The sequence below is a fragment of the Pseudomonas sp. BF-RE-22 genome (assembly GCF_019956155.1).
Classification (GTDB): domain Bacteria; phylum Pseudomonadota; class Gammaproteobacteria; order Pseudomonadales; family Pseudomonadaceae; genus Aquipseudomonas; species Aquipseudomonas migulae.
In genome coordinates, this window is the sequence record NZ_JAHBDD010000034.1 from 23,794 (window position 1) to 47,592 (window position 23,799).

At 59.5% G+C, this 23,799-nt stretch carries 25 protein-coding genes; 3 read left to right on the forward strand and 22 right to left on the reverse strand.

All coding sequences use genetic code 11. The annotated features are described in order from the left end of the window. Positions 1-822, forward strand: a complete 822-nt coding sequence (locus KGA82_RS18065; protein WP_008042419.1) for a M23 family metallopeptidase — start codon at positions 1-3, stop codon at positions 820-822. Positions 823-948: 126 nt separating this feature from the next. Here the strand turns inward: KGA82_RS18065 and KGA82_RS18070 are convergent, their stop codons facing one another. Further along, positions 949-1,305: a hypothetical protein gene (locus tag KGA82_RS18070; RefSeq protein WP_192420772.1), complete on the reverse strand. Its 357-nt coding sequence runs from the start codon at positions 1,303-1,305 to the stop codon at positions 949-951. A 387-nt stretch (positions 1,306-1,692) separates the two neighbouring features. Here KGA82_RS18070 and leuA point away from each other — a divergent pair, with 387 nt between their 5' ends. Beyond that, entirely contained in the window at positions 1,693-3,372 is a 1,680-nt protein-coding gene (gene leuA / locus KGA82_RS18075; protein WP_008025530.1) for a 2-isopropylmalate synthase, read from the forward strand. Positions 3,373-3,566: 194 nt separating this feature from the next. Here the strand turns inward: leuA and KGA82_RS18080 are convergent, their stop codons facing one another. From KGA82_RS18080 to trmJ, 21 genes are all read right to left on the reverse strand, one after another. Then, a complete protein-coding gene (locus KGA82_RS18080; RefSeq protein ID WP_223451685.1) occupies positions 3,567-4,358 on the reverse strand; it encodes an amidohydrolase in 792 nt (263 codons plus the stop codon). Further along, positions 4,346-5,494, reverse strand: a complete 1,149-nt coding sequence (locus KGA82_RS18085) for a pyridoxal phosphate-dependent aminotransferase (protein WP_223451687.1) — start codon at positions 5,492-5,494, stop codon at positions 4,346-4,348. The genes KGA82_RS18080 and KGA82_RS18085 overlap by 13 nt, the downstream gene beginning before the upstream one ends. A 240-nt stretch (positions 5,495-5,734) precedes the next feature. Further along, positions 5,735-7,204 carry a ribosome biogenesis GTPase Der gene (gene der / locus KGA82_RS18090; RefSeq protein ID WP_008025521.1) on the reverse strand — a complete coding sequence of 490 codons (1,470 nt, stop codon included), beginning with the start codon at positions 7,202-7,204 and terminating at the stop codon, positions 5,735-5,737. Between the two features lie 139 nt (positions 7,205-7,343). Beyond that, complete coding sequence (gene bamB / locus KGA82_RS18095) at positions 7,344-8,495, reverse strand: outer membrane protein assembly factor BamB (RefSeq protein ID WP_032828591.1); 1,152 nt, start codon at positions 8,493-8,495, stop codon at positions 7,344-7,346. Further along, a complete protein-coding gene (locus tag KGA82_RS18100) occupies positions 8,488-9,129 on the reverse strand; it encodes a tetratricopeptide repeat protein (protein ID WP_192228439.1) in 642 nt (213 codons plus the stop codon). The genes bamB and KGA82_RS18100 overlap by 8 nt, the downstream gene beginning before the upstream one ends. A gap of 42 nt (positions 9,130-9,171) precedes the next feature. Next, complete coding sequence (gene hisS / locus KGA82_RS18105; protein ID WP_008042422.1) at positions 9,172-10,461, reverse strand: histidine--tRNA ligase; 1,290 nt, start codon at positions 10,459-10,461, stop codon at positions 9,172-9,174. A 23-nt stretch (positions 10,462-10,484) separates the two neighbouring features. Continuing rightward, positions 10,485-11,594 (reverse strand): flavodoxin-dependent (E)-4-hydroxy-3-methylbut-2-enyl-diphosphate synthase, encoded by a 1,110-nt coding sequence (ispG, locus tag KGA82_RS18110; RefSeq protein ID WP_007903603.1) that lies wholly within the window; start codon positions 11,592-11,594, stop codon positions 10,485-10,487. A gap of 3 nt (positions 11,595-11,597) precedes the next feature. Beyond that, positions 11,598-12,674 carry a helix-turn-helix domain-containing protein gene (locus KGA82_RS18115; RefSeq protein ID WP_223451689.1) on the reverse strand — a complete coding sequence of 359 codons (1,077 nt, stop codon included), beginning with the start codon at positions 12,672-12,674 and terminating at the stop codon, positions 11,598-11,600. Further along, a complete protein-coding gene (gene pilW, locus KGA82_RS18120; protein ID WP_223451691.1) occupies positions 12,674-13,432 on the reverse strand; it encodes a type IV pilus biogenesis/stability protein PilW in 759 nt (252 codons plus the stop codon). The genes KGA82_RS18115 and pilW overlap by 1 nt, the downstream gene beginning before the upstream one ends. Positions 13,433-13,449: 17 nt before the next feature. Then, positions 13,450-14,592 carry a 23S rRNA (adenine(2503)-C(2))-methyltransferase RlmN gene (rlmN, locus tag KGA82_RS18125; protein WP_008025507.1) on the reverse strand — a complete coding sequence of 381 codons (1,143 nt, stop codon included), beginning with the start codon at positions 14,590-14,592 and terminating at the stop codon, positions 13,450-13,452. A gap of 28 nt (positions 14,593-14,620) precedes the next feature. Further along, positions 14,621-15,046 (reverse strand): nucleoside-diphosphate kinase, encoded by a 426-nt coding sequence (ndk, locus tag KGA82_RS18130; RefSeq protein WP_007916882.1) that lies wholly within the window; start codon positions 15,044-15,046, stop codon positions 14,621-14,623. A gap of 88 nt (positions 15,047-15,134) precedes the next feature. Beyond that, positions 15,135-15,335 (reverse strand): Fe-S cluster assembly protein IscX, encoded by a 201-nt coding sequence (iscX, locus tag KGA82_RS18135; RefSeq protein WP_008025505.1) that lies wholly within the window; start codon positions 15,333-15,335, stop codon positions 15,135-15,137. 14 nt (positions 15,336-15,349) lie between these two features. Further along, positions 15,350-15,691, reverse strand: coding sequence for an ISC system 2Fe-2S type ferredoxin (gene fdx, locus KGA82_RS18140; protein WP_008025503.1), 342 nt, complete (start codon positions 15,689-15,691; stop codon positions 15,350-15,352). Next, positions 15,691-17,556 (reverse strand): Fe-S protein assembly chaperone HscA, encoded by a 1,866-nt coding sequence (gene hscA / locus KGA82_RS18145; protein ID WP_008025501.1) that lies wholly within the window; start codon positions 17,554-17,556, stop codon positions 15,691-15,693. Before hscA ends, fdx begins: the two co-directional genes overlap by 1 nt. 51 nt (positions 17,557-17,607) lie before the next feature. After that, positions 17,608-18,129, reverse strand: a complete 522-nt coding sequence (gene hscB, locus KGA82_RS18150; RefSeq protein ID WP_223451692.1) for a co-chaperone HscB — start codon at positions 18,127-18,129, stop codon at positions 17,608-17,610. An 8-nt stretch (positions 18,130-18,137) separates the two neighbouring features. Further along, positions 18,138-18,461 carry an iron-sulfur cluster assembly protein IscA gene (gene iscA / locus KGA82_RS18155; protein WP_003227904.1) on the reverse strand — a complete coding sequence of 108 codons (324 nt, stop codon included), beginning with the start codon at positions 18,459-18,461 and terminating at the stop codon, positions 18,138-18,140. A 34-nt stretch (positions 18,462-18,495) separates the two neighbouring features. Beyond that, a complete protein-coding gene (gene iscU / locus KGA82_RS18160; protein ID WP_003443374.1) occupies positions 18,496-18,882 on the reverse strand; it encodes a Fe-S cluster assembly scaffold IscU in 387 nt (128 codons plus the stop codon). An 86-nt stretch (positions 18,883-18,968) separates the two neighbouring features. Further along, positions 18,969-20,183, reverse strand: coding sequence for an IscS subfamily cysteine desulfurase (locus tag KGA82_RS18165; RefSeq protein ID WP_008025496.1), 1,215 nt, complete (start codon positions 20,181-20,183; stop codon positions 18,969-18,971). A 50-nt stretch (positions 20,184-20,233) separates the two neighbouring features. Continuing rightward, positions 20,234-20,725, reverse strand: coding sequence for a Fe-S cluster assembly transcriptional regulator IscR (gene iscR / locus KGA82_RS18170; protein WP_008042436.1), 492 nt, complete (start codon positions 20,723-20,725; stop codon positions 20,234-20,236). Positions 20,726-20,978: 253 nt separating this feature from the next. Beyond that, positions 20,979-21,755 (reverse strand): serine O-acetyltransferase, encoded by a 777-nt coding sequence (cysE, locus tag KGA82_RS18175; protein ID WP_008025494.1) that lies wholly within the window; start codon positions 21,753-21,755, stop codon positions 20,979-20,981. Positions 21,756-21,757: 2 nt separating this feature from the next. Further along, on the reverse strand, positions 21,758-22,528 hold the full coding sequence (gene trmJ / locus KGA82_RS18180; RefSeq protein WP_008045111.1) for a tRNA (cytosine(32)/uridine(32)-2'-O)-methyltransferase TrmJ: 771 nt from the start codon (positions 22,526-22,528) through the stop codon (positions 21,758-21,760). A 306-nt stretch (positions 22,529-22,834) separates the two neighbouring features. On the opposite strand from trmJ, the gene suhB reads away from it, so the two are divergent. After that, positions 22,835-23,653, forward strand: a complete 819-nt coding sequence (gene suhB, locus KGA82_RS18185) for an inositol-phosphate phosphatase (RefSeq protein WP_008014726.1) — start codon at positions 22,835-22,837, stop codon at positions 23,651-23,653. Positions 23,654-23,799: the final 146 nt, after the last annotated feature.

Here is a 23,799-nt window from a genome sequence, read left to right on the forward strand (position 1 = left end):
ATGCCGCGTTTTTTAGCTTCGCTGCTGTTGCTGTGCCTGACCTTCAACGCCCACGCCGACAGCTACATCACCCGCCTGTTGAACAAACCGGTGCCGGGGGGTGTGGCGGTGGTGGATCTGGGCGCGGCGGCCCAGGCGCCGAAAGCCAGCTATCAAGGCAAACCGGTGCTGGTGGTCAAGGAACAGGACAATTGGCTGGCGATTGTCGGTGTGCCGTTGACGGTCAAGCCAGGGGCGCAGTCCATCAGCAGCGGCGGCCGCAACCTGAGTTTCACCGTTGGCAACAAGAAGTATCCGGAACAGCGCATCACGTTGAAAAACACTCAACAGGTCAACCCGGACCCGGACAATCTCAAGCGCATCGAGCGCGAACTGGCCGAGCAGATCGCCGCGTACCGCACGTTCAGCCCGAATACGCCGAGCAACCTGCTGCTGGACAAACCGGTCAACGGCCCGCTGTCGAGCAAGTTCGGCGTGCGCCGTTTCTTCAACGGTGAAGAGCGCAATCCCCACTCTGGCCTGGATTTCGCCGTGGGCGCCGGCACGCCAATCAAGACCCCGGCAGCGGGCAAGGTGATTTTGATCGGTAACTACTTCTTCAATGGCAACACAGTGTTTGTCGACCATGGGCAGGGCTTTATCAGCATGTTCTGCCACATGTCGAAGATCGATGTGAAGGTGGGGCAGCAACTGGCGCGTGGTGGTGTGGTTGGCAAGGTCGGTTCGACTGGACGGGCGACCGGGCCGCACATGCACTGGAATGTCAGCCTGAATGATGCTCGAGTCGATCCGGCGATTTTCATAGGCGCGTTTCAACCTTGAATCTTCGCTGAAGCGAATGGCCATTTCGCGGGCAAGCCTCGCTCCTACAGGAGTTCACGCAATTACTGTAGGAGCGAGCGGTGCGGCGACCCGACTTGCCCGCGAAGGCGGTATCACTGACGCCGCCTATTCCGCGTCCAGGTCCTCTATCCCATGGACCTCTCGATCCGCCAGGCAGTGTTTGACCCACTCCTGCGTCTCCGCTGAAAACCAGCTCAACTCCTCTGCCGTGATCAATTCCCGCGCGCACAACCCAAGCAAGTGCGAGCGGGCTTCATGACGCGAAAACCTGAAAACACCAAACGCCCAATACAGTTCCTTTTGCCCGGCTTTCAGCAGCTCCTCGCTGGCATCTATTCGTTCGTAGGGCGCGTTGCTCTTATCCAGCAGCGTTTTTTCGACATCCGACAAAATCCGCTCGCACATCCGCTCATGTGCCACCGGCCGTAACACGCAATACTGCTTCCAGTCAGACTCGTTCATCGCCGACTCCTGAATGCCAGTCGAGGCTTTAAGAATAGCCCGACTGTCAGCGCCCGGCGCTCAAACCATCAATTGCGCATCGCTTGAAGCTCGCGCAAAAAACCAAACAATCACGGGGACTCACAGCAATAAAATCTCGATAAATACGCGCTAGCGAGTATTCCTCTCAATTTTTTTCGACTGCTTGCCATCCTTCACCCTCGCGGTTAGGGTTGAAGACATGAAACCTCTCACACCCTCATTCAGCTTCGCCAGCACCGCAGCCTGTGCCTCGTCAGCGCACGACTGCCGGGCTGAATCGCGACGCCTCGTTTTACGCTTTTCCCCAAGAACTTTTGATCCACCGGCAGGCCGCCTTTTTTCGGCCCACACAATAAGGATTTCCCGATGAGCATGCTCAAAGACCCGTCTTCGAAATACCGCGCGTTCCCGACCATCGACATTCCGGACCGCACCTGGCCGTCGAAGACCATCACCGCCGCGCCGATCTGGTGCAGCTCCGACTTGCGCGACGGCAACCAGTCGCTGATCGAGCCGATGGACGCGGTCAAGAAGCTGCGTTTCTGGAAAACCCTCGTACAGGTTGGCGTGAAAGAAATCGAAGCGTCCTTCCCGGCTGCGTCGCAAACCGACTTCGACTTCGTGCGCACCCTGATCGAAGGCAACCACATCCCGGACGACACCACCATTCAGGTGCTGACCCAAGGCCGTGAAGACCTGATCGAGCGGACCTTCGAATCCCTGCGCGGGGCGAAGAAAGCCATCGTTCACCTGTACAACGCGACCTCCCCTTCCTTCCGCCGCATTGTCTTCAACCAGGACAAGGACGGGATCAAGGCCATCGCCGTGAACGCCGCCAAGCTGTTCGTCAAATACGCTGCCCAGCAGCCGGACACGCAGTGGACCTTCGAATACTCGCCGGAAACCTTCAGCGCCACCGAGCTGGAGTTCGCCAAGGAAGTCTGCGACGCGGTCATCGAAGTCTGGAACCCGACGCCTGAGCACAAGGTGATCCTCAACCTGCCGGCCACCGTCGAATGCGCGACCCCGAACATCTATGCCGACCAGATCGAATGGTTCGGTCGTCACATCAATCGTCGTGACAGCGTGATCATCAGCCTGCACACCCACAACGACCGTGGCACCGGCGTGGCCGCCACCGAGCTGGGCCTGATGGCGGGTGCAGATCGTGTAGAAGGCTGCCTGTTCGGCAACGGCGAGCGTACCGGCAACGTCGACCTGGTCACCGTGGCACTGAACCTCTACACCCAGGGCATCCACCCTGAGCTCGATTTCTCGGACATCGACGGCGTGCGCAAAGTCGTCGAAGAATGCAACCAGATCCAGGTGCACCCGCGTCACCCGTACGTCGGCGACCTGGTTCACACCGCGTTCTCCGGCTCCCACCAGGATGCCATCCGCAAGGGCTTCGCCCAGCAGAAACCGGACGCCCTGTGGGAAGTGCCGTACTTGCCGATCGACCCGGCCGACATCGGCCGCAGCTACGAGGCGGTGATCCGCGTCAACAGCCAGTCGGGCAAGGGCGGTATCGCTTACCTGCTGGAACAGGAATACGGCATCAGCTTGCCGCGCCGCATGCAGATCGAGTTCAGCCAGGTCGTGCAGCGTGAAACCGATCGCCTGGGCCTCGAAATGACCGCCCAACAGATCCACGCGTTGCTGCACAGCGAGTACTTGCAGGCCAACACCCCGTACGCGCTGGTCAGCCATCGCCTGCAGGAAGAAAACGGTCACAGCGCCGTGGAAGTGGAAGTTTCCGGCAAGGGCCAGGGCGAAACCAACCTGCACTGGCGCGGCAAAGGCAACGGCGCGCTGGAAGCGCTGGTGGCCGGTCTGCCGATTCCGGTGGAGATCATGGACTACAACGAGCACGCCATCGGTGCGGGCACCAACGCCAAGGCGGCGGCCTACATTGAACTGCGTGTGGAAGGCCAACGTGCGGTGCACGGTGTGGGCATCGATGAAAACATCACCACCGCCAGCTTCAAGGCCCTGTTCAGCGCGCTGAACCGCTCGTTGAGCCAGCCGGAAGCGAAAGCGGCGTAAGCCTTCGCTGTAATGCAAAAGGCCCCAAGGTGCGAACCTTGGGGCCTTTTTGTTTGCCGGCAATATTTATGTTGTCTGTCCCGGCCCCATCGCCAGCAAGCTGGCTCCTACAGTTGACCGAGTTGTTCTGACAGACGCGGTCCTCTGTAGGAGCCAGCTTGCTGGCGATGGGGCCCTGTCAGGCAGCAAAAATCTCAGGTGAACTCAAATGTGTCCGCATCCAGATTCGCCGGAAACCGCGTGCGATAAGCCGCCAGTTCCGCCGCATCCAGAACAACCTGAAACACCCCATCCGCCTCACCGGCACTGAGCAATGTCTCGCCCTGAAAATCCAGGACCTGACTGTCGCCGGTGTACGCAAAGCCTTTCCCGTCAGTGCCGATGCGATTCACCGCCGCCACGTAGCACAGGTTTTCGATTGCCCGCGCCGGCAGCAAACGGTTCCAGTGCTGACGCCGCGCCCCCGGCCAGTTGGCGGTGTACAGCAACAGATCTGTGTCCTGGGCATCGCGGCTCCACACCGGGAAACGCAGGTCGTAGCAAATCAGCGGCCGGACGCGCCAGCCTTTGAGCTCGAACTGCACCTGGCGCTCGCCCGGCGTGTAGTGATTGTGCTCGCCGGCCATGCGGAACAAGTGGCGCTTGTCGTAATGCCAGACTTCGCCATCCGGCCGCGCCCACAACAGGCGATTGCGATGGCTGCCATCAGCGGCCTGAACGATGATACTGCCGGTGATCACCGCATCGAGTTTTGCCGCCTGTGCGCGCAGCCATTTGCTGGTGGGACCGTTTTCCGCCTCGGCAAGCGTCTCGGACTCCATGGAAAAACCGGTGGTGAACATCTCCGGCAGGATGATCAGGTCCGCGCCGCGAGCCTGCTCCAGCAGTTGCTCGAAATGCTCCAGATTGGCCTGGCGGTCGTGCCAGGCCAGGGTTGTCTGGATCAGCGCGATGGTCAGATTCGGCAATGCACTCAGATCACGCATAGTTTTGCCGCTGCTTCACGCAGGGTCTCCTCGCGTTTGGCGAAGCACAGGCGCACCAGGCGCTGGCCTTCGGGTGGCGTCTGGTAGAACACCGAGATCGGGATGCTCGCCACGCCGTGTTCGCGGGTCATCCACAGCGCCATCTCGACATCGTTGAGGTCGGGACGGATCTGCGAGTAATCGACCAACTGGAAATAGGTGCCGGTGACGCGGGTGAAACTGAAACGCGATGGCATCAGCAAGTCGCAGAACAGATCGCGCTTGGCCTGGTAGAAGCCGGGCAATTCTTCGACGTGTTCAGGATGCTCCGCCATGAAGTCGGCCAAGGCGTATTGCAAGGGGGTTACGCCGCAAAAATTGACGTACTGGTGCACCTTGCGCAGCTCTGCCGACAAGGCCGGTGGCGCGACCACGTAGCCGGTTTTCCAGCCGGTGACGTGGTACGTCTTGCCGAAGGAGCTGACCACGAAGGCGCGCTGATACAGCTCTTCATGGGCCAGCACACTGACATGGGGCACACCGTCGTAGACCAGGTGCTCGTAGACCTCATCGCTGATCACATAGATGTCGCGGTCACGGATCAACGCCGCCAGTTGGTCCAGCTCGGCACGGTTGATCAGTGCGCCGCTGGGATTGTGCGGGGTATTGAGGATGATCATCCGCGTGCGCGGACTCAGCGCCTGGGCGAGCTTTTCGAAATCGATGCTGAAGTCGTCCAGCCCCAGTTGCACGTGAACGCAACGGCCACCGGCCAGCTGGACCGAGGGCTCGTAACTGTCATAGGCCGGATCAAACACGATGACTTCGTCACCGTTGTGGATAACGGCCTGAATGGCGCAAAAAATCGCCTCAGTCGCACCGGGAGTCACGGTCACTTCGCTGTCCGCATCGACGGTGGCGCCATAGCTGCGGGCAATTTTCGCCACGATCTGCTGACGCAGTACCGGCAGGCCGGTCATCGGCGAGTACTGGTTATGGCCATTGGCAATGTGCCGACCCACCGCATCGCACAAGGCTTGCGGGGCATCGAAATCGGGAAAACCCTGTGACAGGTTGATCGCCCCGGTTTGCGCCGCGAGCTGAGACATCTGCGTGAAGATAGTGATGCCGACATTCGGCAGCTTACTGGTGATCATCGGTGATTCCCTGCTCTACACCCGGCTCTAACGGCGGCGCGGGAGAGCCCGAGGATAGCCAAACGGCGCCCATAAAAAAAGGGCGCCAGTGGCGCCCTTCTTCTCGAACCCGATCCCGTAGGAGCGAGCGGTGCGGCGACCCGACTTGCCCGCGAACGCAACACCGCGGTGTATCAGATACACCGCGTTATCGTTCTTCGCGGGCAAGCCTCGCTCCTACAGAGGCGAGCCAGCCTTGAATCAGCGCTTGTCGCGGCGCTTCTTGTCGGCTTTCTTGTGGTGCGACATCAAGCGACGCTTCTTGTTGACCTGACGGTCAGTAAGCGAATTCTTGTTGCCTTCGTACGGGTTCTCGCCGCCCTTGAACTCGATGCGGATCGGCGTACCGACCAGCTTCAAGACACGACGGTAAGTGTTTTCCAGGTAACGCACGTAAGACTTCGGCACCTTCTCGATCTGGTTACCGTGAATCACGATGATCGGCGGGTTGGCACCACCCAAGTGCGCATAACGCAGCTTGATCCGGCGGTTGTTGACCATCGGTGGCGCGTGCTCGCCAACCGCATCTTCCAGAATCTGGGTCAGGCGGTTGGTCGGCCAGCGGGTGACCGCGGACTTGAACGAGTTCTGTACGGAAGCGTAGAGGTTGCCCACGCCCGTGCCGTGCAGCGCCGAGATGAAGTGGATGTCGGCGTAGTCAACGAAGAACAGTCGACGTTGCAGCTCGACCTTCACGAAGTCACGCTCGCTCGGCGTCATGCCGTCCCACTTGTTGATCGCGATAACCAGCGCACGACCGGACTCAATGGCGAAGCCCAGCAGGTTGAGGTCGTGGTCCACCACGCCTTCGCGGGCGTCCATCACGAAGATCACCACGTTGGCGTCTTTGATCGCTTGCAGGGTTTTGACCACGGAGAATTTTTCGACTTCTTCGTGGATCTTGCCGCGCTTGCGCACACCGGCGGTGTCGATCAGCGTGTACTTCTCGTCGTTACGCTCGAACGGGATGTAGATACTGTCGCGGGTAGTGCCGGGCTGGTCATACACGATGACCCGGTCTTCACCGAGCATGCGGTTGACCAGGGTCGACTTGCCGACGTTCGGGCGGCCGATGATGGCGATCTTGATCCCGTCTTTTTCGCTTGGGCCAGGAATGCGCTTGGCTTCCTCGCCTTCGGCAACGTCCTCTTCCTCGCCTTCTTCCAGCTCTTCTTCGTCTTTCGGGAAGTCGCTCAGGGCGATTTCCAGCATCTGGGTGATGCCACGACCATGAGCACCGGCGATCGGGATCGCGTGGCCCATGCCCAACGGGGCGAATTCGGCGCGGGCCATTTCAGGGTCGATGTTGTCGACCTTGTTGGCAACCACGTACGAACGCTTGTTACGTTTGCGCAAATGCTCGGCGATCATCTGGTCGGCGGCGGTGAAACCGGCCTTGGCATCTACCAGGAACAGAACGACATCGGCTTCTTCAATGGCCAGCAGCGACTGCTCGGCCATTTTTTCGTCCATACCGTGCTCGTCACCGGAGATACCACCGGTGTCGACCAGAATGTAGGAACGCCCTTGCCACTTGGCCTCACCGTATTGGCGATCACGGGTCAGACCGGACAAGTCGCCGACGATGGCGTCGCGAGTCCTGGTCAGGCGGTTGAACAAGGTGGACTTGCCGACGTTCGGTCGGCCCACCAGGGCGATTACGGGAACCATGCGGCTCTCCACTTCGTTATTTCAGAAAATACAAAAGCCGCTGCGAGGCAGCGGCTGGTGCTCGGGGCAGCGTTTGAGAACGCTGCGAGCCCCGCAGAACGGGGCCGCTTGGGGGTTAACCCCAAGCATAGTCAAAACATTACTTGATGGTCAGGGCTTCCAGTTTGCCGCTGTTGCCATACAGATAAATCGTGTCACCCACCACCAGCGGACGGGCACGCAGGCCGTCGCTGTCGATGCGTTCGCGGCCGACAAAACGACCGTCCACCTGGCTCAACAGGTGCACATAGCCTTCCATGTCACCGACTGCAACATAGCTGGAGAACACTTCTGGAGCCGACAGTTGACGGCGAGCCAGCGAGTCGTTGCTCCACAAAGCTGTGGTGGAACGCTCGTCAACGCCTTCAACGGTGCCCGAAGCCAGGCTCACGTACACAGTGCCGAAGCCCTGCGCAACGCCGGCATAGCTGGAAGCATCACGCTGCCAGAGCTGACGACCGCTTTCCAGGTCCAGTGCCGCAACGCGACCCTGATAGCTGGCGACGTACAAGGTACCGCCGGACAGCAGCAGGCCACCGTCGATATCGACAACGCGCTCCAGTTCCGAACGACCTTGTGGGATCGCAACCCGCTGTTCCCACACCGGCACGCCGTTGGAGATATCGAGCGCAACCACTTTACCGGTCGACAGGCCAGCCACCGCGAGGCGGTTGGTCACGATCGGCGCACTGGTGCCACGCAGGGTCAGGACCGCAGGCGTGCTGTCATACAACCAGCGCTGGTTGCCGGTGGAGGCATCCAGACCGATCAGACGGTCATCCTGAGTCTGAACGACCACCACGTCACCGTTGTTGGCCGGCGGCGCGAGAACTTCACTGGACACGCGAGCGCGCCATTTCTCTTCACCGTTGGTGGCGTCCATCGCAACGATTTCGCCCTTGGTCGTACCGATCACGAGCAGGCCATAACCTACGCCAACGGCGCCGGAAACAGGCAGTTCGAGGTCTTTCTTCCATTTGACGTCGCCATTGCTGCGATCCATCGCCATCACCACGCCAGTGACGTCGGCGGCATAGATGGTATCGCCATCGATCGCCGGAACCAGCATGTTGTAGGTTTCGCCCTGACCGTCACCGATCGAACGACTCCACTGCTTTTGCAGGACCACTTCTTCTTTGAAGTCGACCAGCTCGGCAGGCGGCAATTCTTTTTTGCTGTTGCTGCTGCAACCCGCGGCCAAAACGGCCAGAGCCAGCAATGCTGCATGTTTCCAACGGATCACGTCACGCATCCCCTTTGGCCAGATCGTCCAACTTGATTTGTAGGCCACCGACTGCCGCTTCATCCGACAGTGCCGCCTTGGCTTTTTGATACGCAGCGTGCGCTTCGTCGGTACGACCCAACTGCACCAGCAGGTCGCCCTTGAGTTCTTCGCGGGTGGCGAGGAATGCTTTATCGGCATCGCCTTCGAGCAGTTTCAGGGCTTCATCGACCTTGTTCTGCGCGGCCAGTACCTGCGCCAGGCGCTGACGGGCGATTTCGCCCAGTGCCGGGTTGGCCGGTTTGGCAACGATGGCTTTCAGCTCGGTGGCAGCGTCGTCCAGCTTGCCGCTGTCGACCGCGACTTTCGCCACGAACAGGCTGCCGTATTGCGCGTAGGCGCTGCCGCCAAATTCGCTGTTGAGCTTGCCGGCCAGGTCCGAAACACGGGCGGCATCAGGCTTGCCGTTGGGCGTCAGCGTGGTTTCGAGCAATTGCTGATAGAGCATCGAGGCGCCTTGCGACTGATTGCTCTGATACTTTTGAAAGGCCTGCCAGCCGAACACGATGACCAGCGCCAACAGGCCGCCAGTGACCAGGGGCTTGCCGTTGCGTGTCCACCAGTCCTTCAAATCCGCCAGCTGTTCGTCTTCGGTACTCGACACCCCAATACTCCTTAATCGCTAAATCGGCTGTTTATGACAGCTTCAACCCTGCACGACGCAGGTGGCCAGGTGTGCAGCAAGCGCATCCCAGGCAATGCTTTGTTGTTCGCCCTGGCCACGCAGGGGTTTGAAACCTACCACTTGCTGGGCCATTTCGTCGTCACCGAGGATCAGCGCGTACAGCGCACCGCTCTTGTCGGCCTTCTTGAATTGACTTTTGAAGCTGCCGGCGCCGGCATTGATCTGCAAGCGCAGGTTGGGCAACTGATCGCGCACCTTCTCGCTCAACGTCAGGGCCGCCAACTCGGCAGCCTCGCCGAATGCGCAGAGATAGACGTCGACCTGACGGGAGATCTCTTCCGGGATCTGCTCCAGGGTTTCAAGCAGCAGCACCAGGCGCTCGATGCCCATGGCGAAACCAACGCCCGGGGTCGGCTTGCCGCCCATCTGTTCCACCAGACCGTCGTAGCGGCCGCCGGCACACACGGTGCCTTGAGCGCCCAACTTGTCGGTGACCCACTCGAAAACCGTCTTGCTGTAGTAATCCAGCCCGCGTACCAGCTTCGGGTTGATCACGTAAGGAATACCGGCGGCGTCCAGGCGAGCCTTGAGGCCCTCGAAGTGCACGCGGGATTCGTCGTCGAGGTAGTCGGCCATTTTCGGCGCGTCGACCAGGATCGCTTGAGTGTCGGCGTTCTTGGTGTCCAGAACACGCAACGGATTGGTCTTCAGACGGCGCTGGCTGTCTTCGTCGAGCTTGTCCAGGTGAGCGGACAGGAACTCGACCAGCGCTTCGCGATAACGACCACGGGATTCGCTGGTGCCCAGGCTGTTGAGTTCGAGCTTGACCGCATCACGGATGCCCAGCTCGCCCCACAGGCGCCAGGTCAGCACGATCAGCTCGGCGTCGATGTCCGGACCGTCGAGGTTGAACACTTCGACACCGATCTGGTGGAACTGGCGATAACGGCCTTTCTGCGGACGTTCGTGGCGGAACATCGGGCCGATGTACCAGAGTTTCTGCACCTGGCCGCCGCCAGTGATGCCGTGCTCGAGCACCGCACGCACGCAGGCCGCCGTGCCTTCAGGGCGCAGGGTCAGCGAATCACCGTTACGGTCTTCGAAGGTGTACATCTCTTTTTCGACGATGTCGGTCACTTCACCGATCGAGCGCTTGAACAGCTCGGTGAACTCGACGATCGGCATGCGGATCTGCTTGTAACCGTAGTTATCCAGCAGACGCGAAACGGTGCCCTCGAAATGACGCCACAGGGGAGTCTGTTCGGGCAGGATGTCGTTCATGCCACGAATGGCTTGCAGAGACTTGCTCACTTTAAATCCTTAAATTCGTTCGATCAGCCGCGAGCGATTACAGCTGCGTCAGCTTCGACCTTCTCGGCCGCTTTCTGGCGGATCAAGCGTTCAAGCTCATCCACCAGATTGTCATTCGTCAGTTTCTGCGACGGCTTGCCGTCGATGTAAATCAGGTTTGGCGTGCCGCCGGTCAAGCCGATATGGGCTTCCTTGGCTTCGCCCGGCCCGTTGACCACGCAACCGATGACCGCGACATCCAGCGGCACCAGCAGATCTTCGAGGCGCCCTTCCAGCTCGTTCATGGTCTTGACCACATCGAAGTTCTGCCGCGAGCAGCTCGGGCAGGCGATGAAGTTGATGCCACGGGAACGCAGGTGCAGGGATTTGAGAATGTCGTAGCCGACTTTCACTTCCTCGACCGGGTCGGCCGCCAACGAGATGCGGATAGTATCGCCAATCCCTTCGGCGAGCAGCATACCGAGGCCCACGGCGGATTTCACTGTGCCTGAACGCAAACCACCGGCTTCGGTGATGCCCAAGTGCAGCGGCTGGACGATTTCCTTGGCCAGCAAGCGGTAAGCGGCGACGGCCATGAACACGTCGGAGGCTTTCACGCTGACCTTGAAGTCCTGGAAGTTCAGGCGCTCAAGGTGCTCGACGTGACGCAAGGCGGATTCGACCAGCGCGGCCGGGGTCGGCTCGCCGTATTTCTTTTGCAGGTCTTTTTCCAGGGAACCGGCGTTGACGCCGATGCGGATCGGAATCCCGCGATCGCGGGCGGCATCGACCACCGCACGCACGCGGTCTTCACGACCGATGTTGCCCGGGTTGATCCGCAGGCAATCAACGCCCAGTTCGGCTACGCGCAAAGCGATCTTGTAGTCGAAGTGGATGTCGGCCACCAACGGTACTTTGACCAGTTGCTTGATCTTGCCGAAGGCTTCGGCGGCGTCCATGTCCGGCACGGAAACCCGCACGATATCGACGCCAGCGGCTTCCAGACGATTGATCTGGGCGACGGTGGCGGCAACGTCATTGGTGTCGCTGTTGGTCATGCTCTGCACAGCGATGGGCGCATCGCCGCCAACAGGCACGTTACCGACCCAGATTTTCCGGGATTCGCGACGCTTGATTGGAGATTCGCCGTGCATGACTTATTGACCCAACTTCAGGCGAGCAGTCTCGCCACTGGTGAATGGAGCGACATCAACCACCTGACCGTTGTAGCTGACCTGCGCGCCACGGGCGAAGCCCAGACGCACGGCAAACGGCGGCTTACCACTGAGGGAAACGGTTTCGCCTTTGCGCTTGAGACCACTGAGCAGCACTTTGCCAGTGCCGTCGGTGACTTGTGTCCAGCAATCAGCGGTGAATTGCAGTTGAACCTGGCCTTGGCCAGCAACCGGAGCAGCCGGTGCAGCCGCTGCCGGAGCAGGAATGGTCGGCGTTACCGAGGCGGTTGCAGGCGGGGTCGACACAACCGGAGCCGTCGGGGCCGCAGGCGCGACAACTGGCGCGGTGCTGTGCGCCGGGGCAACGGGGGCCGGAGCAGCCGGCGCGGTGTTATGTGTCGGTGCAACTGGCACCGGGGTAGCCGGTGCGGCCGGAGCGACCACAGGCGTAGCCGGCTCAGCTTCAGTCGGCGCTTCAGTCGAAGTCTCGGCTTGCGGCAATGCGAGAGCGGTCGAACTTTCAGCCTGACCTTCCGCGACAGCCTGGTCTTCCGGCTCGTCCAGCGGATGGATCTGGGTGGTGCCGTCGGCGCCTTCGACTTCAACGTGCTCCGGGCTCAGGCTGATCAGGTCCTTGGTGCGCAGTGAGGTTTGATCCTGCCACCAGATGAAACCGCCGCCGATCACCGCGATCAGCAACAGCAGGCTGACGATTCGCAAAATAGTGTGGGAAACCCGAACCGGCTCTTCGATGCGACCCAGGCTGTGGACGTTGGCGCCCTGGGAGTCGGTACCGGTGGACTGGTCGAATTGCTGAACCAGAACGGTCTGGTCCATGCCGAGCAATTTGGCGTAGGCGCGAATATAACCGCGGGCAAAGGTATGCCCCGGCAGCTTGTCGAATGCGCCGGCTTCCAGATTACTCAGGGAATTAACGGTGAGGTTGAGCTTGAGGGCCACTTCGGCCAGCGACCAGCCATTGCTTTCGCGGGCCTGGCGCAAAGTCTCACCGGGGTTAACGCGATTCGCTGCTACAACTTCGGGATGCGCCGCTTTCATCATTGCTCCGACAGGTATTGCTGATATTCCGGCGTACCGGGATAGAGTCGTTTTAGTTGCAGGCCATAACTGGCTGCCTTGTCGCGATCTTCGAACACTTTTGCCAGCCGAACGCCGAGCAATAGACTACGTGCATTTTGCTCGGTGAGCAGGCTAAAACGGTCGTAATAGTCACGCGCGGGCACATAATGCCTGTCTTCGTAAGACAACTCAGCCATTTCCAGCAATGCACGGGGTTGCTGACGGTTCAAACGCAAAGCTTTTTCCAGCTGCTGCTGGGCCAGATCACGCTGGCCAAGCTTGGAAGCGGTCATGCCCAGGTTCTCGAACACTCGCGAACGCTCAGGATACAGGGTATCGGCAGCGGCTTGCTCGAAGCGCTCGTAAGCCTCTTTGTAACGTTTCTGTTCGAAAAGAAAACTGCCGTAATTGTTCAGGATACGGGCATCGTTAGGTCGGGAAGAAAGCGCCTTGCGAAAGTGCTCATCCGCCAGCTCCGGCTCCATCTCGGCCTGAAACACTAGACCCAATGCGGCATTGGCGTCAGCATCCGAACCGTCCAGCTCCAAGGCCTTTTTCAGCGGGACCTTGGCGCGTTCGGTCATGCCCTGCTGCAAATAGCCCAAGCCCAGTTGCACGTAGGCAACTCGCGCTTCATCGCGGCCCTTGCTGGTCTTCATCGGATTGAAATCGCCCGACAGGACGCAGCCAGTACAAAGACTGGCCAACAGCAAAAGCAGCGCAAAGCGCAGGGACATAGAGATCCTCTCTTGAATTATTTCGCAGCGTTCGAAGCCATATCGTTGTCGGCGCTCAACTCGCGCACGGCGATATAACGTTCACTGCGACGGGTGCGATCCAGCACCTGCCCTACCAATTGGCCACACGCGGCATCGATGTCTTCACCGCGGGTGGTGCGTACGGTGACATTGAAACCTGCATGGTGAAGCTGATCCTGGAAGCGACGAATCGCATTGTTGCTCGGACGCTCGTAACCGGAATGCGGGAACGGGTTGAACGGAATCAGGTTGATCTTGCACGGGATGTTCTTGAGCAGCTCGATCATCTCAACGGCATGTTCAACCTTGTCGTTGATGTCCTTGAGCAAGGTGTACTCGATGGTCAGCACGCGTTTTTCGCCCAGGGACGACATGTAGCGCTGGCACGACTCGAGCAGCATCTTAAGCGGATATTTCTTGTTGATCGGCACCAATTGGTTACGCAATGCGTCATTCGGTGCGTGCAGGGACAACGCCAGGGAGACGTCGATGTGCTTGGACAGCTCATCGATCATCGGCACCACGCCGGAGGTCGACAGGGTCACACGGCGCTTGGAAATGCCGTAACCCAGGTCGTCCATCATCAGATGCATGGCCGCAACGACGTTGTCGAAGTTCAGCAGCGGCTCGCCCATGCCCATCATCACCACGTTGGTGATGGCACGGTCGGCGGTCGCCGGGATGCTGCCGAACGATTTATTGGCAATCCACACCTGGCCGATGACTTCGGCGGCGGTGAGGTTGCTGTTGAAACCTTGCTTGCCGGTGGAGCAGAAACTGCAATCCAGGGCACAGCCTGCCTGGGACGAAACGCACAGAGTGCCGCGTTTGCCCTGGGGAATGTAAACGGTCTCGACGCAGCTGCCGGACGCCACGCGCACCACCCACTTACGGGTGCCGTCGGTGGAAATATCCTCGCTGACGACTTCGGGACCGCGAACTTCGGCAATGGCCTTGAGCTTGTCGCGCAGGGCCTTGCTGACGTTCGTCATGGCGTCGAAATCATCGACGCCAAGGTGGTGAATCCATTTCATTACCTGACCGGCACGGAAACGCTTCTCCCCGATTGAGTCGAAGAATTTTTCCATTTCCTGTTGAGTCAGACCCAGCAGGTTGGTTTTTACAGTCGATGTAGTCATGGATTCACCTTCACTCTTAAGCCAATGCTTAGCGAGTGGTTACTTCAGTAGCTGCGAAGAAGTACGAGATTTCGCGAGCAGCAGCGGCTTCGGAGTCCGAACCGTGTACAGCGTTGGCGTCGATGGAATCAGCGAAGTCAGCACGGATGGTGCCGGCAGCAGCTTCTTTAGGGTTGGTAGCGCCCATCAGCTCACGGTTCAGAGCGATAGCGTTTTCGCCTTCCAGAACCTGAACAACAACAGGACCGGAGATCATGAAAGCAACCAGGTCGCCGAAGAAACCACGAGCGCTGTGCTCAGCGTAGAAGCCTTCAGCTTCGGCTTTGGACAGTTGCTTCAGTTTCGAAGCTACAACGCGCAGGCCTGCTTTTTCGAAACGAGTGGTGATCTCGCCGATGACGTTTTTTGCAACAGCGTCAGGCTTGATGATGGAGAAAGTACGTTGAACAGCCATGGTGTAACTCCAGAAACGGTAATTTGTGAAAAATTAAACCCGCGAATTATACGCGGGTTCTTGGGTATTGCCTAACCTGCAGCGTGGCTCAGTCGCGTTCTTCGATCCAGTGGGCCTGAATGGCCTCGAGGATCTTTTCGCCACAATGCTCAGGCAGGTCGTCGAACTCGGGCAATTCCATCACCCATTTGCGCAGATCGACGAAGTTGACCGACAAAGGGTCAACATCGGGCTTGCTTTCAGCCAGCTGGATTGCGATTTCCAGCACATCAGTCCACTTGAGACTCATGACAGTTCCTTGAATCAGTGCGGCGCTTCGGCGGCATGGTTGAGCGAATACTTCGGAATCTCGATGGTCAGGTCTTCAGTCCCGACGATCGCCTGGCAGGCCAGACGCGATTGAGCTTCCAGACCCCAGGCACGATCGAGGAAATCTTCTTCCAGTTCGTCCGCTTCTTCCAGCGAATCAAACCCTTCTCGAACGATGCAGTGACAAGTGGTACAGGCGCAAACGCCGCCACAGGCACTTTCCATCTCGATGTGGTGCTCATGGGCCAGTTCGAGAATCGATGTACCGGGCTCAGCCTCGACCACCATGCCTTCCGGGCAAAACTTCTCGTGTGGCAGAAAAATGACCTGCGGCATCAGTTATCCTCGATTTCATTCAGATTGCGCCCCGCCAGCGCGGCTTTCACCGTCGAGTCCAGGCGGCGGGCAGCAAAGGCGTCGGTGACTTGCGACAGACGCTTGGTCTGCTGCTCAATGGCGTAACCATCGGCACCTTTCATCAGTTCGGTCAGTTCCTGCATCTGCAATTCGATGACCATGCGCTCTTCGGCGTCGAGCAAGCGCTCGCCGTCGGCTTCGAGAGCGGCTTGCACCGCTTCGATCAGACGCTGGGCATCGACCTGCTGCTCACGCAGCACACGGGCGACCTTGTCGTCGTTGGCGTGCTGGAACGAATCCTTGAGCATCTTGGCGATTTCGCCGTCGGTCAGGCCGTAGGACGGCTTGACCTGAATGCTTGCTTCAACACCCGAACCCAACTCACGGGCCGAGACGCTGAGCAGACCGTCGGCGTCGACCTGGAAGGTCACGCGGATCTTCGCTGCACCGGCGACCATCGCCGGAATGCCGCGCAATTCGAAGCGCGCCAGGGAACGGCAGTCGCTGATCAGCTCGCGCTCACCCTGCAACACATGGATCGCCATGGCCGACTGGCCATCTTTGTACGTGGTGAAATCCTGGGCACGAGCGACGGGAATGGTGGTGTTGCGCGGAATCACCTTCTCCATCAGGCCGCCCATGGTTTCCAGCCCCAGGGACAACGGAATCACGTCGAGCAACAGCAGCTCGCCGCCATCGCGCTTGTTGCCGGCCAGCGTATCGGCCTGGATCGCGGCACCGATGGCCACCACTTGATCCGGGTCGATTTCAGTCAGCGGCTGGCGACCGAAGGCTTCAGCGACGGCTTCGCGAACGCGAGGCACACGCGTCGAACCGCCAACCATGACCACCGCGTGCACGTCTTCCAGCTCGACGCCGGAATCACGCACCGCGCGACGGCAGGCTTTCAGGCTGCGAGCAACCATCGGCTCGATCAGCGCATTGAAAGCTTCGCGAGTCAGCTCGGCTTTCCAGTCGCCATAAGCGACTTCAACGGCCGCAACATTGGTCAGCGCTTCTTTGGCCGCGCAGGCAGTTTGCAGCAGGTTACGTTGCGCCCCCGGATCAAGATCAGCGGACAAACCGGCGCTCTCGATGATCCAGCCGGCAATCGCATGGTCGAAGTCATCGCCGCCCAGGGCGCTGTCGCCGCCGGTGGCCAGCACTTCGAACACGCCGCCGGTCAGGCGCAGAATCGAAATATCGAAGGTGCCGCCGCCCAGGTCATAAATCGCGACCAGGCCTTCTGCATGTTGATCCAGACCGTAAGCCACGGCAGCGGCGGTCGGCTCATTGAGCAAACGCAGCACGTTGAGGCCGGCCAGTTTGGCCGCGTCCTTGGTGGCTTGACGCTGAGCATCGTCGAAATAGGCCGGAACGGTGATCACCGCACCCACCAGCTCGCCACCCAATGTCGCTTCAGCGCGCTGTCGCAATACCTTGAGGATATCGGCGGAGACTTCGACCGGGCTTTTCGGCCCCTGAATGGTTTCGATGAACGGCATGTGCGACTCGCCGCCGACAAAGCGGTACGGCAGTTGCTCGCCCAATTGCTTGACGTCGGACAGACCACGACCCATCAAGCGCTTGACCGACAGCACGGTGTTCAACGGATCGGTAGCGGCAGCCAGCTTGGCCGACTCGCCCACTTCGACGCGATCGGCGTGGTAACGCACGGCGGACGGCAGGATGACCTGCCCGTCAGCGTCGGCCAGAGGCTCGGAAAGACCACTGCGCAATGCAGCGACCAGCGAATTGGTAGTGCCCAAGTCGATCCCCACAGCCAGACGACGCTGGTGCGGTTGAGGACTTTGGCCGGGTTCGGCGATCTGCAGTAGGGCCATCGTGATCAGGACTTATCTGTATATCAGGCGTGCGACCGGAGCGGCACTGGGTTAATCGTCGAGGCGCTCTTCTAACTGGCGCACTTCGTAGGTGAGCTTGTCGAGGAACTGCATGCGCCGCATCAGGCGTTCGGCCTGTTCACGTTGCGCTGCATCATTCCAACAGGCTGCGAAACTGTCGTTCAGTTTTTCCTGAGCAACTTTCAAACGACGCTTGAAGACGGCAACGCCATTCAGGTCGGCGCTGTCCTGCAGGTCTTCGAGCTCTTCGCGCAACTCCATCTGTTGCAGAAGAAACTCCGGATCATGCACCGTGACCTCCAGCGGCAGCTCGCCACCATTCAGGGCGAGCAGGTATCGCGCGCGCTTCGGGGGACTTTTGAGCGTCTGGTAGGCCTCGTTGAGGCTCGCGGATTGCTCTAGCGCCAACCGTTGCTCGCGCTCGGAAGCGTCCGCAAAACGGTCCGGATGAACACTGCGCGCCAACTCACGGTAGCGCGTAGCCAGCTGATCGAGATCCAGATTGAAACCCGGTTGCAGCTCAAATAAAGCGAAATGACAAGGAGTACCCACAAGAAGCCTCAGATGTTGAAGCTTTCGCCGCAGCCACATTCACCGCGTACGTTGGGGTTGTTGAACTTGAAGCCTTCGTTCAACCCTTCCTTGACGAAATCGAGCTCGGTGCCGTCCAGGTAGGCCAGGCTTTTCGGGTCGATGATCACTTTCTCGCCGTGACTTTCGAACACCTGATCCTCGGCAACCACCTCGTCGACAAACTCCAGCACGTAGGCAAGGCCGGAGCAGCCCGTGGTGCGAACACCCAGACGAATCCCTTCACCTTTGCCGCGCCCGTCAAGGGAGCGTCGCACGTGTCGAGCAGCCGCTTCTGTCATGCTGATAGCCATCGGTGACTCCTTACTCGTCGCAAAATCTTGAAAATCAGATCAAGCCTTTCTTCTGCTTGTAGTCGCGAACGGCCGCTTTGATAGCGTCTTCAGCGAGTACGGAGCAGTGAATTTTCACCGGCGGCAGAGCCAGTTCTTCGGCCAGTTGAGTGTTTTTGATGGTCTCTGCTTCATCCAGAGTCTTGCCTTTCATCCACTCGGTCGCCAGGGAGCTGGAGGCGATAGCCGAACCGCAACCGTAGGTCTTGAACTTGGCGTCTTCGATGATGCCTTGCTCGTTGACCTTGATTTGCAGGCGCATCACGTCGCCGCACGCCGGAGCGCCGACCATGCCGGTGCCGACATCCGGGTCTTCCGCGTCCATCTTGCCGACGTTACGCGGGTTTTCGTAGTGGTCGATGACCTTTTCGCTGTAAGCCATGATTCTTAATCCTCACTCATCAGAGAGTCGCTCTTGAAGCCCTGCCTACCTTAAGTTTACAGGGCCTGGTTTGCGGCGACTTGAAATCAGTGTGCCGCCCACTCGATTTTCGAAATGTCGACACCGTCTTTGTACATGTCCCACAGCGGCGACAGAGCGCGCAGCTTGGTAACGGCCTCGCAGACTTTCTGCGCGGCGTAGTCGATTTCTTCTTCGGTGGTGAAACGACCGAAGGTGAAACGGATCGAGCTGTGTGCCAGTTCGTCGTTGCGGCCCAGGGCGCGCAGTACGTACGAAGGCTCCAGCGAAGCCGAGGTGCAAGCCGAACCGGACGAAACGGCCAGATCCTTGAGCGCCATGATCAGCGACTCGCCTTCAACGTAGTTGAAGCTCAGGTTCAGGTTGTGCGGAACGCGAGCGGTCATGCTGCCGTTGACGTACAGCTCTTCCAGGTCTTCGACCTGCTTGAAGAAACGGTCGCTCAAGGCTTTGATGCGCACGTTCTCGGCAGCCATGTCTTCTTTGGCTACGCGGAAGGCTTCACCCATGCCGACGATCTGGTGGGTCGCCAGGGTGCCGGAACGCATGCCGCGCTCGTGACCGCCGCCGTGCATGGTCGCTTCGATGCGCACACGCGGCTTGCGGCTGACGTACAGCGCGCCGATGCCTTTAGGGCCGTAGGTTTTGTGGGCGGAGAACGACATCATGTCGACTTTCAGCTTCTGCAGGTCGATCTCGACCTTGCCGGTGGACTGAGCAGCGTCGACGTGGAACAGGATCCCTTTGGAGCGGGTCAGTTCGCCGATGGCTGCGATGTCGTTGATGGTGCCGATTTCGTTGTTCACGTGCATGACCGAAACCAGGATGGTGTCGTCACGCAGTTCAGCTTCGATCATTTCCGGCGTAACCAGACCGTCAGTGCGAGGCTCGATGTAGGTCACTTCGAAGCCTTCACGCTCCAGTTGGCGCATGGTGTCGAGGACAGCCTTGTGCTCAATCTTGGTGGTGATCAGGTGTTTGCCCTTGGTCGCATAGAAATGCGCCGCACCCTTGATTGCCAGGTTGTCGGACTCGGTGGCACCGGAGGTCCAGACGATTTCACGCGGATCGGCGTTGACCAGGTCTGCGACCTGACGACGGGCGTTTTCGACGGACTCTTCAGCTTTCCAGCCGAACACGTGGGAACGGGACGCCGGGTTACCGAAGTTTCCGTCGACCAGCAGGCATTCACTCATCTTTTGCGCAACACGCGGATCAACCGGGGTGGTCGCAGAGTAATCAAGGTAAATCGGCAATTTCATGGACTATCTCCTAAATCAGGCTGGCTGGCGTGCCGCTAGCTCTTTGGCTGTCATTCGACGGCGGACGCTTCAATCTTGTCCAGGCGTGGCGTCTTGCTGTTGCAACGACGCTGGTCCTGACGCTGGGCTACTTCTTGTACCTCACGGCGAGTAACAAGATCAGCCAAGCTGATACCGCTCAGAAATTCGTGGATCTGCAGGCTCAGGTCGCACCACAGGTGGTGGGTCAGGCAAGTGTCGCCTTGATGGCAATCGCCCTGCCCCTGGCACTTGGTGGCATCAACCGATTCGTTTACCGCATCGATCACCTGGGCGACCTGGATGCCCTGCATGTCGCGGGACAGCTGGTAACCGCCGCCTGGACCACGGACGCTGGACACCAGATTGCTGCGGCGCAATTTGGCGAAAAGCTGTTCGAGGTAGGACAGGGAGATGCCTTGGCGCTCGGAGATATCGGCCAGGGACACGGGCCCGTGCTGCGCATGCAACGCCAGATCAAGCATGGCGGTCACGGCGTATCGGCCTTTTGTAGTCAGTCGCATGGACAATTACCACGGAGTTCGGAATGGGGCGAGTATGCAATTCCCGAGTATTTAAGTCAACTATAAGACCTAGTACTTTAGTCAGGTTTACCCGCAAAAGAGCGGCCGCATCATAACAAAGGCTGGGCGGTTACAGCCAGCAATTGCGCGTTATCGTTCTTCGCGGGCAAGTCGGATCGCCGCCCGCTCGCTCCTACAGGATTAACGAAACCCTTGCAGGAGCGCGGCTTGCCCGCGAAGGGGTCGACTCGGTCTAGCTGGCCTGGCTCTGATCCTTGTCCTTCACACACGCAAAGTCTTCTTCGCGCAGCTCAGGCAGATCTTTCGCACAGTAATTACTGCCCAGATCCTTCAACGCCCCGCACATCCCCTCCAGACGACCATCAACAGCCTGCAGGTGATCGAGCAATTGGTTAATGGCACGCGCCACCGGGTCCGGCATGTCTTCGCCAACACCGTAGGCATCGAAACCGATCTTCTCGGCCATGGCCTTGCGCTTGGCGTCCTGCTCTTCATCGGATTTAACGATGATCCGCCCCGGAATGCCGACCACTGTCGCACCGGGCGGCACAGCCTTGGTCACCACGGCATTGGAACCGACCTTGGCGCCGGCACCCACGGTGAACGGGCCGAGCACCTTGGCTCCAGCCCCCACCACCACACCGTCTTCCAGTGTCGGGTGACGCTTGCCTTTATTCCAGCTGGTGCCGCCCAGTGTCACACCCTGATAAAGGGTGACGTCGTTGCCGATCTCGGCGGTTTCACCGATGACAATACCCATGCCATGGTCAATGAAGAACCGACGCCCCACCTTGGCACCTGGATGGATCTCGATCCCGGTCAACCAGCGACCGAAGTTCGACACCAGCCGCGCCAGCCATTTCAGCTCGGCGCGCCACAAGGCTGCCGACAACCGGTGGATCCAGATGGCGTGCATGCCCGGGTAGCAAGTCAGGACTTCAAAAGCGTTACGCGCCGCCGGGTCACGATGGAAAACACTCTGGATATCTTCACGCAAACGCTCGAACATCATTAATCCTTCCGCTTTAGAAGCTCACCACGGGCCGCTTTCTGGGTTTCCGTGAGGATGCCACGCAATATATTCATTTCCGCCCGGCTGACCGAGCTTCGTCCGTACAACCGACGCAGGCGCGCCATCAAGTGCCGCGGCTTTTCAGGATCGAGGAACTCGATGGCCACCAGGGTTTGCTCCAGGTGTTCATAGAATCGCTCCAGCTCATCCATGGTCGCCAGCTCAGCGCTTTTGACCGAGGCCACTTCTTCCTTCTCGACCTTGCTCGGCTGGCCTTGGGCCGCCAACCAGGACATGCGCACTTCATAGCTCAACACCTGCACCGCCGCCCCAAGGTTCAGCGAACTGAATTCAGGGTCTGATGGGATGTGCACGTGATAATGACATCGCTGCAGCTCTTCATTGGTCAGGCCGGAATCTTCACGACCAAACACCAAGGCAATTTCGGCGCCCTGCCCGGCCTCCTCGACCACTTTCGTCCCGCATTCGCGGGGATCGAGCAGCGGCCAGGGAATGCGCCGGTCACGGGCGCTGGTGCCGAGCACCAGATTGCAGCCGACCAAGGCATCTTCCAAAGTGGCGACGACTTGCGCGTTTTCAAGGATGTCCCCGGCGCCAGATGCACGGGCATCGGCTTCGTGGTGCGGGAACAACCGTGGTTCGACCAGCACCAGCCGCGACAGGCCCATGTTCTTCATGGCACGCGCAGCCCCGCCGATATTGCCGGGGTGGCTGGTATTGACCAGGACGACACGAATGTTATGCAGCAAGGGAGGCGCTCTCGAACACTTTAATGGGGAGCAGAATCTTACAGCTCAACAGGGTGCCCCGCCTCAAAAATAACGATTCACTTTTGACGGCGCTCAATGTCGGCATGCTGCGTTGCCGCTTCTCCCCATAGCGCGCTATGAGTCGGCGCGGCGCCTTGCCTGCCAACATTGATCACTCGTCAAAAGTGACCGTATTTCTGAGGCGGGGGCACACCGTTCAGCTATGAAAGCGAACACTGACCTTCTCCTGTAGAAACTTTCTGATAGAATGCCCGGCTTTCTTTAACAACCTTAGGTGACACATCCATGCAGCCCATGCTGAATATCGCGCTGCGCGCCGCCCGCAGCGCCAGTGAATTGATCTTCCGCTCCATCGAGCGCCTGGATACCATCAAGGTCGACGAAAAAGACGCCAAGGATTACGTATCCGAGGTGGATCGCGCCGCTGAACAGAAAATCATCGACGCGCTGCGCAAGGCTTACCCGAACCACTCGATCATGGGTGAAGAAACCGGCATGCACGCCGGCACCGGGATCGAAGGCGAAGAATACCTGTGGATCATCGATCCGCTGGACGGCACCACCAACTTCCTGCGCGGCATTCCTCACTTCGCTGTCAGCATCGCCTGCAAATACCGCGGTCGCCTGGAACACGCTGTTGTTCTGGACCCGGTTCGCCAGGAAGAATTCACCGCCAGCCGTGGTCGCGGCGCTCAACTGAACGGTCGTCGCCTGCGCGTCAGCGGCCGCACCAGCCTGGACGGCGCCCTGCTGGGTACCGGCTTCCCGTTCCGTGACGACCAGATGGACAACCTCGACAACTACCTGGGCATGTTCCGCGCCCTGGTTGGCCAGACCGCCGGCATCCGCCGCGCTGGCTCGGCGAGCCTGGACCTGGCCTACGTGGCTGCCGGCCGCTTCGACGCGTTCTGGGAGTCGGGCCTGTCCGAGTGGGACATGGCTGCAGGCGCCCTGCTGATCCAGGAAGCTGGCGGCTTGGTGAGCGACTTCACCGGCGGTCACGATTTCCTTGAGAAAGGCCACATCGTTGCCGGCAACACCAAGTGCTTCAAGGCAGTGCTGACGGCGATCCAGCCGCACCTGCCGGCCTCGCTGAAGCGCTAAGCTGCCAGCGACAGAAAAAGCACCCTGCGGGGTGCTTTTTTTATGCCTGGAATTTGCCCCTGACAACACCACCCCCTGTAGGAGCCGGCTTGCTGGCGATAGCGGTGCAACAGTCGACATCAATGTTGAATGACCGACCGCTATCG

Excerpts from the sequence above, each read along its gene's own strand:
- KGA82_RS18065 (WP_008042419.1), top strand. The coding sequence starts at position 1 with ATGCCGCGTTTTTTAGCTTCGCTGCTGTTGCTGTGCCTGACCTTCAAC.
- KGA82_RS18070 (WP_192420772.1), bottom strand. The coding sequence starts at position 1,305 with ATGAACGAGTCTGACTGGAAGCAGTATTGCGTGTTACGGCCGGTGGCA.
- leuA (WP_008025530.1), top strand. The coding sequence starts at position 1,693 with ATGAGCATGCTCAAAGACCCGTCTTCGAAATACCGCGCGTTCCCGACC.
- KGA82_RS18080 (WP_223451685.1), bottom strand. The coding sequence starts at position 4,358 with ATGCGTGATCTGAGTGCATTGCCGAATCTGACCATCGCGCTGATCCAG.
- KGA82_RS18085 (WP_223451687.1), bottom strand. The coding sequence starts at position 5,494 with ATGATCACCAGTAAGCTGCCGAATGTCGGCATCACTATCTTCACGCAG.
- der (WP_008025521.1), bottom strand. The coding sequence starts at position 7,204 with ATGGTTCCCGTAATCGCCCTGGTGGGCCGACCGAACGTCGGCAAGTCC.
- bamB (WP_032828591.1), bottom strand. The coding sequence starts at position 8,495 with ATGCGTGACGTGATCCGTTGGAAACATGCAGCATTGCTGGCTCTGGCC.
- ispG (WP_007903603.1), bottom strand. The coding sequence starts at position 11,594 with ATGCACGGCGAATCTCCAATCAAGCGTCGCGAATCCCGGAAAATCTGG.
- KGA82_RS18115 (WP_223451689.1), bottom strand. The coding sequence starts at position 12,674 with ATGAAAGCGGCGCATCCCGAAGTTGTAGCAGCGAATCGCGTTAACCCC.
- pilW (WP_223451691.1), bottom strand. The coding sequence starts at position 13,432 with ATGTCCCTGCGCTTTGCGCTGCTTTTGCTGTTGGCCAGTCTTTGTACT.
- rlmN (WP_008025507.1), bottom strand. The coding sequence starts at position 14,592 with ATGACTACATCGACTGTAAAAACCAACCTGCTGGGTCTGACTCAACAG.
- ndk (WP_007916882.1), bottom strand. The coding sequence starts at position 15,046 with ATGGCTGTTCAACGTACTTTCTCCATCATCAAGCCTGACGCTGTTGCA.
- iscX (WP_008025505.1), bottom strand. The coding sequence starts at position 15,335 with ATGAGTCTCAAGTGGACTGATGTGCTGGAAATCGCAATCCAGCTGGCT.
- fdx (WP_008025503.1), bottom strand. The coding sequence starts at position 15,691 with ATGCCGCAGGTCATTTTTCTGCCACACGAGAAGTTTTGCCCGGAAGGC.
- hscA (WP_008025501.1), bottom strand. The coding sequence starts at position 17,556 with ATGGCCCTACTGCAGATCGCCGAACCCGGCCAAAGTCCTCAACCGCAC.
- iscA (WP_003227904.1), bottom strand. The coding sequence starts at position 18,461 with ATGGCTATCAGCATGACAGAAGCGGCTGCTCGACACGTGCGACGCTCC.
- iscU (WP_003443374.1), bottom strand. The coding sequence starts at position 18,882 with ATGGCTTACAGCGAAAAGGTCATCGACCACTACGAAAACCCGCGTAAC.
- KGA82_RS18165 (WP_008025496.1), bottom strand. The coding sequence starts at position 20,183 with ATGAAATTGCCGATTTACCTTGATTACTCTGCGACCACCCCGGTTGAT.
- iscR (WP_008042436.1), bottom strand. The coding sequence starts at position 20,725 with ATGCGACTGACTACAAAAGGCCGATACGCCGTGACCGCCATGCTTGAT.
- cysE (WP_008025494.1), bottom strand. The coding sequence starts at position 21,755 with ATGTTCGAGCGTTTGCGTGAAGATATCCAGAGTGTTTTCCATCGTGAC.
- suhB (WP_008014726.1), top strand. The coding sequence starts at position 22,835 with ATGCAGCCCATGCTGAATATCGCGCTGCGCGCCGCCCGCAGCGCCAGT.